This is a genomic window from Citrobacter sp. FDAARGOS_156 (genome assembly GCF_001559235.2).
In the GTDB taxonomy this organism is placed as follows: Bacteria; Pseudomonadota; Gammaproteobacteria; order Enterobacterales; family Enterobacteriaceae; genus Citrobacter; species Citrobacter youngae.
On sequence record NZ_CP014030.2, the window covers coordinates 1,998,764 to 2,012,672 of the forward strand.

The 13,909-nt window shown below is 51.0% G+C and carries 12 protein-coding genes; 7 read left to right on the forward strand and 5 right to left on the reverse strand.

Annotated elements, in window-relative coordinates:
• Positions 1–11 precede the first annotated feature (11 nt).
• The 5 genes from AL515_RS09655 to rmf all read left to right on the forward strand — a co-directional run bounded on the left by AL515_RS09655 (position 12) and on the right by rmf (position 5,816).
• The gene (locus AL515_RS09655) at positions 12–1,919 is read left to right on the forward strand and encodes an ABC transporter ATP-binding protein (protein WP_061067638.1); all 1,908 of its coding nucleotides are present in this window, start codon (positions 12–14) and stop codon (positions 1,917–1,919) included.
• A 14-nt stretch (positions 1,920–1,933) separates the two neighbouring features.
• The gene (gene pqiA, locus AL515_RS09660; protein WP_048212115.1) at positions 1,934–3,187 is read left to right on the forward strand and encodes a membrane integrity-associated transporter subunit PqiA; all 1,254 of its coding nucleotides are present in this window, start codon (positions 1,934–1,936) and stop codon (positions 3,185–3,187) included.
• Positions 3,188–3,191: 4 nt separating this feature from the next.
• On the forward strand, positions 3,192–4,832 hold the full coding sequence (gene pqiB / locus AL515_RS09665; protein WP_048212114.1) for an intermembrane transport protein PqiB: 1,641 nt from the start codon (positions 3,192–3,194) through the stop codon (positions 4,830–4,832).
• Entirely contained in the window at positions 4,829–5,392 is a 564-nt protein-coding gene (gene pqiC, locus AL515_RS09670; RefSeq protein WP_048212113.1) for a membrane integrity-associated transporter subunit PqiC, read from the forward strand. Before pqiB ends, pqiC begins: the two co-directional genes overlap by 4 nt.
• Positions 5,393–5,648: 256 nt before the next feature.
• Positions 5,649–5,816, forward strand: a complete 168-nt coding sequence (gene rmf / locus AL515_RS09675) for a ribosome modulation factor (RefSeq protein ID WP_003035871.1) — start codon at positions 5,649–5,651, stop codon at positions 5,814–5,816.
• A 121-nt stretch (positions 5,817–5,937) separates the two neighbouring features.
• Here the strand turns inward: rmf and fabA are convergent, their stop codons facing one another.
• Together fabA and AL515_RS09685 are read right to left on the reverse strand one after the other, a co-directional pair.
• Positions 5,938–6,456 (reverse strand): bifunctional 3-hydroxydecanoyl-ACP dehydratase/trans-2-decenoyl-ACP isomerase, encoded by a 519-nt coding sequence (gene fabA, locus AL515_RS09680; RefSeq protein WP_003035875.1) that lies wholly within the window; start codon positions 6,454–6,456, stop codon positions 5,938–5,940.
• 68 nt (positions 6,457–6,524) lie between these two features.
• A complete protein-coding gene (locus AL515_RS09685) occupies positions 6,525–8,285 on the reverse strand; it encodes an AAA family ATPase (protein ID WP_048212112.1) in 1,761 nt (586 codons plus the stop codon).
• Between the two features lie 185 nt (positions 8,286–8,470).
• On the opposite strand from AL515_RS09685, the gene matP reads away from it, so the two are divergent.
• Positions 8,471–8,923: a macrodomain Ter protein MatP gene (matP, locus tag AL515_RS09690; RefSeq protein ID WP_005123520.1), complete on the forward strand. Its 453-nt coding sequence runs from the start codon at positions 8,471–8,473 to the stop codon at positions 8,921–8,923.
• Between the two features lie 98 nt (positions 8,924–9,021).
• Here matP and ompA read toward each other — a convergent pair whose 3' ends face one another.
• Both ompA and sulA read right to left on the reverse strand, forming a co-directional pair.
• On the reverse strand, positions 9,022–10,071 hold the full coding sequence (ompA, locus tag AL515_RS09695; RefSeq protein WP_048212110.1) for a porin OmpA: 1,050 nt from the start codon (positions 10,069–10,071) through the stop codon (positions 9,022–9,024).
• Positions 10,072–10,426: 355 nt separating this feature from the next.
• Positions 10,427–10,936 (reverse strand): SOS-induced cell division inhibitor SulA, encoded by a 510-nt coding sequence (gene sulA, locus AL515_RS09700; RefSeq protein ID WP_040231828.1) that lies wholly within the window; start codon positions 10,934–10,936, stop codon positions 10,427–10,429.
• 216 nt (positions 10,937–11,152) lie between these two features.
• On the opposite strand from sulA, the gene AL515_RS09705 reads away from it, so the two are divergent.
• A complete protein-coding gene (locus AL515_RS09705) occupies positions 11,153–11,767 on the forward strand; it encodes a TfoX/Sxy family DNA transformation protein (protein ID WP_048212109.1) in 615 nt (204 codons plus the stop codon).
• Here AL515_RS09705 and yccS read toward each other — a convergent pair.
• A complete protein-coding gene (gene yccS, locus AL515_RS09710) occupies positions 11,745–13,898 on the reverse strand; it encodes a YccS family putative transporter (protein ID WP_048212108.1) in 2,154 nt (717 codons plus the stop codon). The genes AL515_RS09705 and yccS overlap by 23 nt on opposite strands.
• Between the last annotated feature and the right edge of the window lie 11 nt (positions 13,899–13,909).

Genomic DNA, 13,909 nt, shown 5'->3' on the forward strand with positions numbered 1-13,909 from the left:
AGGAAAAATAAATGTCATTGATCAGTATGCATGGCGCATGGCTGTCGTTCAGCGATTCGCCACTTCTTGATAATGCAGAATTGCATATCGAGGATAACGAACGCGTCTGTCTGGTAGGCCGTAACGGCGCGGGCAAATCGACGCTGATGAAGATCCTGAACCGTGAGCAGGGTCTTGACGATGGGCGTATTATTTATGAGCAGGATCTGGTTGTGGCGCGTCTGCAGCAGGATCCGCCGCGCAACGTGCAGGGTAGCGTCTACGATTTCGTCGCCGAAGGGATTGCAGAACAGGCGGTTTACCTCAAGCGTTATCATGATATCTCGCATCTGGTGATCACCGACCCGAGTGATAAAAACCTCCAGGAACTGGCGAAGGTTCAGGAACAGCTGGATCACCATAATCTGTGGCAGCTGGAAAACCGTATTAATGAAGTACTGGAACAGCTTGGCCTGGAAGCAGACATGGAGCTGGCATCGCTTTCCGGCGGCTGGTTACGTAAGGCGGCGCTGGGCCGTGCGTTAGTAAGTAACCCTCGCGTACTGCTGCTGGATGAACCGACGAACCACCTGGATATTGAAACCATCGACTGGCTGGAAGGGTTCCTGAAAACCTTCAATGGGACAATCATTTTCATCTCCCACGACCGTTCATTTATTCGCAATATGGCGACGCGCATTGTCGATCTCGACCGCGGCAAGCTGGTGACCTATCCGGGGAACTACGATCAGTATCTGCTGGATAAAGAAGAAGCGTTGCGCGTAGAAGAGTTACAAAACGCGGAATTTGACCGCAAACTGGCGCAGGAAGAAGTCTGGATCCGTCAAGGTATTAAGGCGCGTCGAACCCGCAATGAAGGCCGCGTGCGTGCGCTGAAAGCCATGCGTCGCGAGCGTGGCGAGCGGCGTGAAGTGATGGGCACAGCGAAGATGCAGGTCGAAGAAGCGAGCCGCTCAGGCAAGATTGTTTTCGAAATGGAGAATGTTGATTACCAGGTTGACGGGAAGCAGCTGGTGAAAGATTTCTCCGCGCAGGTGCAGCGCAGCGACAAAATTGCCTTAATTGGGCCTAACGGCTGCGGCAAAACAACGCTGCTGAAGCTGATGCTGGGACAATTACAGGCCGACAGTGGTCGCATCCGCGTCGGGACGAAACTGGAAGTTGCCTATTTCGACCAGCACCGTGCTGAACTGGATCCCGATAAAACCGTGATGGACAACCTGGCTGAAGGTAAGCAAGAGGTGATGGTGAACGGTAAGCCGCGCCATGTGCTGGGCTATCTTCAGGACTTCCTGTTCCATCCGAAACGTGCGATGACGCCAGTACGTGCTCTCTCTGGCGGGGAACGTAATCGCCTGTTATTGGCGCGTTTGTTCCTGAAACCCAGCAATCTGTTAATTCTCGATGAACCCACCAACGATCTCGACGTCGAAACGCTGGAACTGCTCGAAGAGTTGATTGACGGTTATCAGGGGACCGTATTGCTGGTGAGCCACGACCGTCAGTTTGTCGATAATACCGTGACCGAATGCTGGATCTTCGAAGGCGGCGGTAAAATTGGTCGTTATGTCGGCGGTTATCATGATGCGCGCAGTCAGCAATCGCAGTATGTGGCGTTTAAACAACCCGTTGAGAAAAAAACGGAGGAAACTGTTGCGCCTAAAGCAGAAATTGTAAAACGTGGCACCAGCAAACTAAGCTATAAACTACAGCGCGAACTGGAGCAGCTTCCTGCGCTGCTTGAAGAACTGGAAGCTAAGCTGGAAGCCTTACAGACTCAGGTTGCTGACGCCGCGTTTTTTAGTCAGCCGCACGAGCAAACGCAACAGGTGTTAGCTAATCTGAACGAAGCGGAACAAGAACTTGAGCAAGCCTTTGAGCGCTGGGAGTATCTTGAGTCTTTGAAGAATGGCGCATAATTAAAGGAGCACCTATGTGCGAACATCACCATGCCGCGAAGCATATTTTGTGCTCGCAGTGTGACATGCTGGTGGCGCTTCCTCGCCTTGAGCATGGTCAGAAAGCGGCATGTCCACGATGTGGCACTACGTTAACGGTTGAGTGGGACGCGCCACGGCAGCGTCCTACCGCCTATGTGTTAGCAGCATTGTTCATGCTGCTTTTATCAAACCTGTTTCCCTTTGTGAATATGAACGTCGCAGGGGTGAGTAGTGAAGTGACGTTGCTGCAAATTCCCAGCGTGCTCTTTTCTGAAGATTACGCCAGTCTCGGCACCTTCTTTATCTTATTCGTTCAGTTGGTTCCGGCCTTTTGTCTGCTGACGATCCTGCTACTGGTAAACCGGGTTCAGATGCCCGAGCGGCTTAAAGCATGGCTGGCGCGCATTTTGTTTCAGCTAAAAAGCTGGGGAATGGCCGAAATCTTCCTCGCGGGCGTGCTGGTGAGCTTTGTTAAACTAATGGCCTATGGCGATATCGGTGTGGGCAGTAGTTTCATCCCGTGGTGCTTCTTTTGTCTTCTCCAGTTACGAGCATTCCAGTGTGTCGATCGTCGCTGGCTGTGGGATGATATTGCGCCGATGCCGGCTATCAAACAGGTCTTAAAACCTGGCGTGCCTGGTATCCGACAAGGATTGCGTTCCTGCTCCTGTTGCACGGCTATTCTTCCGGCTGATGAGCTGGTGTGTCCGCGCTGTCAAACGAAAGGCTATGTGCGTCGTAAAAACAGTTTGCAATGGACACTGGCATTACTGTTCACGTCGATCATGCTTTATCTTCCTGCCAATATTCTGCCGATTATGATCACCGATCTGCTGGGGTCAAAACTGCCATCAACCATTCTTGAGGGCGTGGTTTTAATCTGGAGCGAAGGTTCTTATCCCGTGGCTGCAGTTATCTTTATCGCCAGTATTATGGTGCCGACCTTAAAAATGATCGCCATTGCCTGGCTATGTTGGGATGCCAAAGGGCATGGCAAACGCGACAGCGAACGTATGCACCTGATTTATGAGGTGGTGGAATTTGTCGGTCGCTGGTCAATGATCGACGTTTTTGTTATTGCGGTACTCTCTGCGCTGGTGCGCATGGGAGGGTTAATGAACATTTATCCTGCAATGGGTGCTTTGATGTTTGCTTTAGTCGTCATTATGACAATGTTTTCTGCGATGACATTTGATCCGCGTCTGTCGTGGGACCGTGAACCAGAACCAGGCCATGAGGAGTCCTGACAGCATGGAATCTAAAAGTGGGGAAGCCAAAGTGCAGAAGGTAAAAAACTGGTCGCCCGTGTGGATATTCCCGATCGTCACTGCACTCATTGGCGCATGGGTTCTGTTTTACCACTACAGCCATCAGGGGCCGGAAGTCACGTTGATTACGACCAATGCCGAAGGTATTGAAGGGGGCAAAACGACGATTAAGAGCCGCAGTGTGGACGTCGGCATCGTTGAGAGCGCAACCCTGACGGATGATCTGACCCATGTGGAGATTAAAGCGCGTCTTAATTCCGGTATGGAAAAGCTACTGCATAAAGATTCTGTTTTTTGGGTTGTGAAGCCGCAGGTGGGGCGTGAAGGTATCAGTGGCCTGGGAACGCTGTTGTCCGGGGCATATATTGAGCTGCAACCCGGTAATAAAGGCAGCAAGCTGGAAAATTACCAATTGCTCGATTCTCCACCGCTGGCGCCGCCTGATGCGAAAGGGATCCGCGTGATCCTGGACAGTAAAAAAGCCGGTCAATTGAGTCCGGGTGACCCGGTGCTGTTCCGTGGATATCGCGTGGGCTCGGTTGAGACCAGCACGTTTGATGCTCAAAAACGCACGATCAGCTACCAGCTTTTCATCAATGCGCCAAACGATCGACTGGTAACCAGTAATGTCCGTTTCTGGAAAGACAGCGGTATTGCCGTCGATCTCACTTCGGCAGGTATGCGAGTAGAAATGGGCTCGCTCACGACGCTGTTTGGCGGTGGGGTAAGCTTTGACGTACCGGAAGGGCTGGAGCAAGGCCAACCGGTTGAACAGCATTCCTCTTTTAATCTGTATGACGATCAAAAAAGTATTCAGGATTCCTTGTATACCGATCACATTGATTACCTGATGTTCTTCAAGGATTCAATTCGTGGTCTGCAGCCGGGTGCGCCGTTGGAATTCCGTGGTATACGCCTGGGTACAGTAAGTAAAGTGCCTTTCTTCGCGCCAAATATGCGCCAGGTATTTAACAATGATTACCGCATTCCTGTTCTGGTGCGTATTGAACCTGAACGGCTGAAAGCGCAGTTGGGTGAAGACACCGATGTGGGGGCTCATCTTGCTGAGTTGCTCAAACGTGGGCTGAGAGGCTCATTGAAGACGGGGAACCTGGTGACCGGCGCGCTGTATGTCGATCTCGACTTTTACCCGAAAGAGCCGCCAATTACAGGGGTACGCGAGTTTAATGGTTATCAAATTATCCCAACAGTGAGTGGCGGTCTGGCGCAGATTCAGCAACGTCTGATGGAAGCGTTGGATAAGATTAATGGCCTGCCGCTGAACCCGATGATTGAGCAGGCAACCAATACGCTGTCGGAAAGCCAGCGCACGATGAAGCATCTGCAAACTACGCTGGATAACATGAATAAGATCACGTCCAGCCAGTCGATGCAGCAGCTTCCTGCGGATATGCAGAATACGTTACGTGAACTGAATCGCAGCATGCAGGGCTTCCAGCCGGGTTCTGCGGCCTATAACAAGATGGTGGCAGATATGCAGCGTCTTGATCAGGTACTGCGTGAACTGCAGCCGGTTCTGAAAACGCTGAACGACAAGAGCAACGCGCTGGTGTTTGAAGCGAAGGACAAAAAAGATCCAGAGCCGAAGAGGGCGAAACAATGAAAAAGTGGCTAGTGGTGATGATGGCGGTCTGGCTGACGTCATGTAGCTCCAGCGGAGAGAGTAAAAGCTATTATCAGCTCCCCATTGCGCAAGGGGGGGGACAAAGTTCAGCTAATCAGGGCAATCGCCTGTTGTGGGTTGAACAGGTTGCAGTACCTGATTACCTGGCGGGGAATGGTGTGGTGTACCAGACCAGCGACGTGAAGTATGTGATAGCAAATAACAATCTCTGGGCCAGCCCACTGGATCAGCAACTGCGTAATACCCTTGTCGCAAATCTCAGTATGCAACTTCCTGGTTGGGTGGTTGCATCTCAGCCGTTGGGAAGCACTCAGGATACGCTTAACGTGACGGTGACAGGCTTTCACGGACGTTACGACGGTAAAGTGATTGTCAGCGGTGAATGGTTGCTGAATCACCAGGGGCAATTAATCAAGCGTCCGTTCCATATCGAAGTTGTACAGACGCAGGATGGCTACGATGAAATGGTGAAAGTTCTGGCCAGCGCCTGGAGTCAGGAAGCGACGGCAATCGCCCAGGAGCTGAAACGCATTCCATAAGCTTAAATAATTGTAAATTATGCCGCCTCAGGCTCATCGCCAGAGGCGGTTTTTTTTATTTTTTTAGCAGTTGAGGTAGCTGTTCTGACAGAGAATTTTTGTACAAATGATTTACCAGCTAGCTCACAAATATGACACTGGCGTGAATTTTGCGCATTGACGAGTCTAATGTTTAGGGGTATTCGTTTAGTGTGATTGCACACTTAGTAATCACTGTTTTCTTTTCCACCAGACCTAAAAATGAGGGAAACGAGGCATGAAGAGACAAAAACGAGATCGCCTGGAACGGGCACATCAACGTGGATATCAGGCCGGCATTGCCGGACGCTCAAAAGAAATGTGTCCCTATCAGACGCTGAATCAGAGGTCATACTGGCTGGGAGGCTGGCGAGAAGCCATGGGGGATAGGGTTTTAATGGCCTGATTCTGTCTCTTTAGATAAAAGAAACCTCCGCTTAGCGGAGGTTTCGCCTTTTGTAGACCGGCAAAATAACGTGCGCTGCCATTCGGCCATGTCGCACTGCCAGACCTACAGATGTCTGCGATTAGAACGCCGAGGTGTCCTGGAACAGACCCACTTTCAGATCATTTGCGGTGTAGATCAGGCGACCATCAACCAGCACTTCACCATCAGCCAGACCCATGATCAGGCGGCGGTTAACGATGCGTTTGAAGTGAATGCGGTAAGTGACTTTCTTCGCGGTCGGCAGAACCTGACCTGTGAATTTCACTTCGCCCACGCCCAGTGCACGGCCTTTACCTTCGCCGCCCAACCAGCCGAGATAGAATCCAACCAACTGCCACATGGCATCCAGACCCAGGCAACCTGGCATTACCGGATCGCCGATAAAATGGCATCCGAAGAACCACAGGTCCGGGTTGATGTCCAGTTCAGCTTCCACATAACCTTTGTCAAAGTTGCCGCCGGTTTCGGTCATCTTGATGACACGATCCATCATCAGCATGCTTGGTGCAGGCAGTTGTGGGCCTTTAGCACCAAACAGCTCACCGCGACCAGAGGCAAGAAGGTCTTCTTTTGTATAGGATTCGCGTTTATCTACCATGTTCTCTGTAAGCCTTATTTTATTGAAGCACGCAGGATAGCTAACACGTGTACGCTGAACAAGTCCGATCAGTTCGGAATAATCCAATTCAGCCAACGTAGCGGCCATGGAAAACGGTGACGGCCTTCCTGTTGCGTTGCCGCAGCAATACGCTCCTGGATAGTTTGCATCAGCGTCGTCTGACCTTCTCCATCCCACACCAAATTTAATAGCAGTGGCAGCGCATCGGTCACGTCGTCTACTGCCCAGATAGTGAATTTTTCTTCTTCAACAGCCTGCAACAGTGCGGGTGGCAGGCTCAGATGTCTGACGTTGGCTGCAGGGATAATCACACCCTGAGTCCCCGTTAATTCACGCTGCTGGCAGATGGCAAAGAAGCCTTCAATTTTCTCATTCAGACCGCCGACAGGTTGAGCACGACCAAACTGATCGACAGAACCGGTTATCGCGATGCTTTGATTGACGGGAACGTCAGCGAGGGCGCTTATTAGCGCACACAGTTCTGCCATAGAGGCGCTGTCACCGTCTACTTCACTGTATGATTGCTCAAATGTCAGAGAGGCAGAGAACGGTATTTGCTGTTCAAGCTGGAGTTCCGACATCAGGAACGCCTGCATAATCATCATACCCTTGGCATGAATATTTCCGCCCAGCTCGGCTTTACGTTCAATATCGGTAAATTCGCCATCGCCAATATGCACGACGCAACTGATTCGTGAAGGTTCACCAAATGCGCGGGGATGACCTGGAAATTCAATCACCGACAGGGCGTTTATTTGCCCAATACGCTCGCCTTCCGTTTCAATGAGGATCTGCTCTTGCAGGATCTCATCCTGCATCCGTTCAGAGAGGAATCCTTCTCGCCATTCACGCTGAGCAAGCATCAGGCTCAATTGCTCCGCAGTGCAGGTATCACTGTCGCAAAGAGGGGCCACTTCTTTGAGCTGGCGGGTGATCCATAGCGGATTAAGCGGCAGCGTATCCTGTTCGCCGGTATAGCGAACGGCTTCGCGGATGAGAACCTGCCAGGCATCGGCAGCGGGATAGGGCAGATTGTTGCGGCGGGCAGTATGCGTTACCCACTGACACCACTGTGTCATGGTTTCGGCATCCACTATCTGCAAGTTATCTTCAAATTCGCTGTAGATAGCCTGTTCTGCCAGTTCTGGTTCCATTTCCTGGAAGTCTGCCAGCGATTCACGTTCGCCGACCAACACCACTTTCAGTTTAAGCGGCATAGAAGGGACGGAGACTGGCAGGGGGCGAGACTCATCAAAGGCCACCCAGTCAAAACGTTCGTGGCTGACAATGGCTTTCAGGCGCATCCACAACAACGGCTGAGCCAGAAGTGTGCGCAATGAGATAACCAGCACACCGCCGTTGGCCTGATGGACCAGTCCCGGTTGCAGCGTAATTTCGCCATTGAACTGGCGCAGACAGCCAAACAGTTGTTCGGCCTCAACCCAGTCAGCATTAACCACCTGAGTTAACGTCGCAAAGTTGTCGTCTGCTTTCTCTGCTGCGCGGTAACGAATAGTGTGGCCGGATACATCGTAATGCCCCCCGGTTAACTTATCGGCATCCGCATGCAAGGTACGTGCAGCCGTTGCAATAAGATTGAGATACTCCAGCTCTTCGGGCGCTTTCACCAGCATAAACGAGGACGTAGCCCAGTGCTGAAGAAGTTGCTCTAGCGCGAATTGTAAACGTGGCTGAGTATCACTGAGTAAGGTGTCGGTGTCGTCAGTGACGTGCGGCTGTGCAAATATTTCCTGATAGCTATCGGTATCAGGAACCAGATCACGCCATGCAAGTTTCGTAATGGTCAAAGTTGATGTTTTTTAGTCTGTTGTAAAAAACGAGATTATACCGTAACCATCAGCACTGCACACGTGGAAAGCGCCGCTAAACGAATGTGATGACGAGCGACAGTTCACAGGCTGGATATTCTTTTCTTCAGATGCCGAAAAAGCTGATATTCTGATAAGAGTTACACGGTAACATTGAGATCGCAATGAAATATCAACAACTTGAAAATCTTGAAAGCGGATGGAAATGGAAGTACCTGGTGAAGAAGCATCGCGAGGGGGAGTTGATTACCCGCTATGTGGAAGCCAGCGCTGCCAAAGAAGCCGTTGATTTGTTGCTAACCCTCGAAAATGAACCGGTTCGGGTCAACGCCTGGATTGAAGAATACATGAACCCAGCACTGCTCAATCGTATGAAGCAAACGATCCGGGCGAGGCGTAAGCGGCACTTTAATGCAGAACATCAGCATACGCGTAAGAAATCGATCGATCTGGAGTTTATGGTCTGGCAGCGTTTAGCCGGGCTTGCGCAGCGACGTGGTAAAACGCTCTCAGAAACGATTGTGCAGTTGATTGAAGATGCGGAACATAAAGAAAAGTATGCGAACAAGATGTCGACATTGAAACAGGATCTACAGGCGTTACTGGGTAAAGAGTAGGGTACGGGTAACGTCAATATGGAGCGTGTCTGTGCTTTTGCATGATATGTAGGTGAAAAAAAACCCCGCCAGGCGGGGTTTTTTTATAAGACGATAACTTAAGCCTGAGGCTGAGTTACAACGTCTTTGATGCCTTTAACTTCGATCTCAACACGACGATCCGGAGCCAGGCAGTCGATCAGCGCAGCGCGAGCTTTCACGTTGTCACAGGTGTTGCCGGTAACCGGGTTGGATTCGCCCATACCACGTGCGGAGATTTTGTCAGAAGGAATACCTTTAGAGATCAGGTAATCAACAACAGACTGAGCACGTTTCTCAGACAGACCCTGGTTGTAAGCGTCAGAACCGATGCGGTCAGTGAAGCCCAGAACAACGACGGAACCGTCTTTCGGATCCAGGTTGCTCAGCTGGCTGTACATCTGATCCAGAGCCTGCTGGCCTTCTGGTTTCAGAGTTGCTTTGTTGAAGTTGAACAGAACGTCAGACTTCAGAGTGAAGTGTTTGGTCTGTACTTCTGGAGCCGGAGCCGGAGCCGGAGCAACTACCGGAGCTGCTTCTTCCTGCTGGCCGAAACGGTAAGAAACACCAACGCTCAACAGACCGTTGTCTGGACGACCACCAACGGTGTTCGCGTCACCGATGTTGTTGGTCCACTGGTATTCCAGACGGGTAGCGATTTCAGGAGTAATTGCATACTCTACGCCGCCAGCGAATACTGGGGATACACCAGTGTCGTGGTCTTTGAAGCCGTCGTTGTTTTTAGCATCTGCACGCCAAACCATACCACCCAGACGGGTATAAACGTCCAGATCGTCAGTGATTGGGTAACCCAGTTTAGCGGTCAGCTGAACGCCCTGAGCTTTGAATGCGCCATTTTCAGTGTTGCCTTTGTACGGCATACGACCTAACCAGTCGTAACCCATTTCAAAACCAACGTACGGGTTAACCTGGTAACCACCGAACGCACCAGCACCCAGTTGGCTTTCGTGGGTCGGTCCGTTGTTGTTGATCTGATTGTTGCCGATGTCATGGAACTGGGACCAACCCAGTTTAGCACCAGTATACCAGGTGTTATCTTTCGGAGCGGCCTGCGCCACGGTAGCGAAACCAGCCAGTGCCACTGCAATTGCGATAGCTGTCTTTTTCATTTTATGCGCCTCGTTATCATCCAAAATTCGCCATGAATATCTCCAGAGAGATAACACGGTTAAATCCTTCACCCGGGGACCAGTTCAATAGTTACTCTACCGATATCTGCGGCTTACGCCGAGCACCCCTGGCGATGTAAAGTCTACAACGTAGTTGAAAACTTACAAGTGTGAAGTCCGTCAGGCATATGAAAAAAAAAGGCTTGTATACACAATATTTAACATTTGTGGATGATTAATTGTACAGCTACTATCGCGGAAACCGCTTCACACAGGCGTTCTCACAAAAAAGGTGTTAAAGCTCAAAGCCGAATTTGAGGGTGAAAAAAAATTCCAGGATAAATCCTAATTTTACTTAATGATACAAATTCGAGTGAATTTTTAGCCCGGAATGCTGTCTCCCCGCAAGTGTCTGAGCGCGTACAGGACGCATGATAAATCCCATCGCATTGCCTTCATCTGCTGCTTTTACCAGCTCGGCATGTTCATCTTCGGTTAATTCTTCCGTCAGCCAGCCAATTACGACGCTGTAGTTACCCGTGCGTAGCGCACGAACCATAGATTCCAGCGTATTGCAGGGAGAGAGTTGGCTAATTTGCATGACTTTCGTCAATGGAAGCCCGGCCGACTGCACCCACTCCCGGCTTAGTTTTTGCTGAGGCGTCAGCCACAGCTGCCAGCGCGACTGCTGACCTAATTGCTGAAGCAGGGGAAGCAGCAGGAGCTGCGTCATCATGGGCTGGTCCTCGCGATAGACCACTTCACTGATAAGCCCAGCGGTAGTGTGCTCTGACGACACGCGCGCAATTTTGCTTGCTGTGGAAGAGAACGACGAAGAACGATTTGCATAGCCTGAAGTGTACATAATCAATCCAGCCCTGTGAGTTACTGTATGGATATACAGTAACCCTGCTATAACCAAAGATCAACCTTATTTTCTGAAACAGGTTCGCAGTTTTTGGTTGTTGTTACGGGAAAAACAAAATTCATCTTGCCCCTTGCGAATAAGTTGCCTATTTTCGTCATTAACGGATCCGCTACTGCAAATCATTTTATTACGTTATGATTTAAAAGGATTTTTATGAAAAAACTTTCTTATGCAAGGATCTATAAATCACAAGAATATCTGGCGTCATTGGGGACTATTCGTTATCGATCGCTGTTTGGGGGTTATAGCCTGACGGTTGAGGACACGGTATTCGCCATGGTCGCCAGTGGCGAGTTATATCTTCGGGCCTGTGAACAGAGTGCGCAGTACTGTGTAAAACATTCCCCTGTCTGGCTGACATTTATAAAACGTGGACGTCCGGTGGTGCTCAATTATTATCAGGTGAACGATACGCTGTGGCAAAACCAGCAACAACTGGTGTCGCTATCACGGTATTCACTGGATGCGGCGTTAAAAGAAAAGCAAAGTCGTTTTGCACAGCATCGCCTGCGTGGACTGCCGAACATGACATTCCATCTGGAAACCCTGCTGAATGAAGCAGGTATAAAAGATGAAAGCACATTACGCATGTTGGGGGCAAAAATGTGCTGGTTGAAACTGCGACAGGTTAATCCCGCCCTGACGGTGAAAATACTCTATGCCCTTGAAGGCGCAATTGGGGGAATTCATGAGGCGGCGCTCCCGGCGATTCGTCGCCAGGAGCTTGTGGAGTGGGTGAGTTCTCTTACGCCTGAACCGGTGTACTAGACGGCAATGCGGCAATTTGCTGCTGTAATCGTCTGATTTCTGGTAGTAGCGCTATCAATAGGCCAACTTGCTGTACGACCAGTGGTTCTTTACTGTCCGGGCGTGGTTCAAGATGCTGAATCCGTTGCTTCAGTCCTTCAAGCGCCTGGTATACGCGCTGCTCGTCAGCGGGTTGATGATGAAGTGCATCATCAACATAGCAAACGGCATCGTCCAGTAATGCCAGAACGTCCGGGTTGGTTAACTGTTCACGGTGTGCGCCCAGTGCCGAGATATAACTGGTAAAGGTATGGTTGAGGCACAGCAAGCGGAATGCCGTTTCGCGCGTTTGGGCAGTGACATCCGGTTCACTCGACATATTCGACACCACGGATGCCAGCTCCGCATCACGATTATGCGCATCGCGGCGCGCAATACGGTATGCCAGGCGATTGTCTCGCCCCTGATGATACTGTTCGAGAATGGCATCAAGGTAACGACAGTTTGCATCGGTCGCCCGTTCAATCACCCGTGGCAGGTTGCGAAAGCGCCAGTCTGGCCAGATGAAACTGACGGCTGCCCATGCGATGGCACAACCAATCAGCGTATCGATGACGCGCGGCAGTGCGACTTCAAACCCTTCACCAAGCAGGTTAAAGCACAGCAATACCAGCAGCGTGATAAACATTGTGGCATGTGCGTACTGAACATTGCGGAAAGCAAAAAAGAGCACGCCGGTGATCACCAGCAGTATTAATTGCCCTTCCAGCGATGGGACGAACCACAGGATGGGCAGTCCAATCGCTATCCCGACTAATGTGCCGATAATCCTTAACGCCAGACGATGTCGTGTGGCGTTGTAGTTGGGCTGGCAGACAAACAGGCTGGTCAGCAGGATCCAGTAGCCATGGTTCATGCCCGTTATCTGGATAATGGCGTACCCGACGCAGAGCACCAGAGACATGCGAACCGCGTGGCGAAACAGCGCCGACTCTGGCGTAAAATTGCGACTCAGACGCAGCCAGATATCACTGAATCCGTGCGGACTGTCATCGGCAAGCTGATTTTCTGACTCATTGCGCGAGAGTACCTGAGCCTGTTCAGACTCAATGGTGGCCAGTTGCGCATCGATAGCCCGCAGGTTCGATAGTAAGAATCCCAGCGTATTGAGCAGATCTGCAGGGGCACCGCTTGCACGCATGCGCTCAAGGGCAGCATCTATATGTGTAAAGACTCGCTCAAAGTGTGGATCGTGCTGGTAAGGGGTGCGTAGCAAAATGCAGTGAGACAGTTGCGTACAGGCTTGTCCCTGCATCGACATTAGTCGTTGGAAACGAAACATCACATCGCTGTGACGGAAATGGTCGCGTAGCGTCTGGTACTGAATATGTGAGGAACTTGCGCGTTCGTGAATATCCTGCGCGACAAAATAGTAATGCAGTGTGCGGCGGGTTCCTCGCTGTCCGCGGTCACCGCGCAGACGGGTCAGTAATGATACTTTTGTTTGGTTCAGCGTCGCCATCAGTTGCCCATTGGCCAGCGCTAACTCATACAAGGGGGCCTGACTTTCATCTTCAATGTCGGGATCAAAAAGGCGGGATTTCAGCTCCAGGTAGTGTGCCAACTGTTCGTAGCTGCGTGCCAGATTGTCCTGCAGTGGACGAATCGGGAACAGAAGGTGACCGATGAGCGTCAGAAGGTTATACCAGATGGCGCCTGCAAGCAGCAGGATCGGTTGCTGATACCACTGATCGTACAGTGATGTTCCCAGCATGGTGTAAATGGCGATCAGTAATGCACCAAAGGCGATGGTCGCATAACGCTGACCTAAGCCCCCCAGCAAAATAAAGCCGCTGGTGGAAAGCGTTAATCCAATTGCGAAAAGCCACGGCCAAGGGAAGAGCAATTCGACGGAAGCCGAAGCAATGAAAAAGCAGATCAGCGTAATAATCAAATTACGCAGACGGCCCGCGAGCCGATCGTCCAGATCGGTCAGCGCGGCAGCAACCATGCCCAGCGTGAGCGGGATGGTCAGTTTGACGTCACCCAGCCACCACGGCAGCGCCGTAGTGCCGCAGAGCGCGATAAAAATCCGCACGTAGTACAGCCAGGTGCTGTTCCAGGTATAGCGTTTAAGCAGTGGACTTAACATAAAGGCCATCA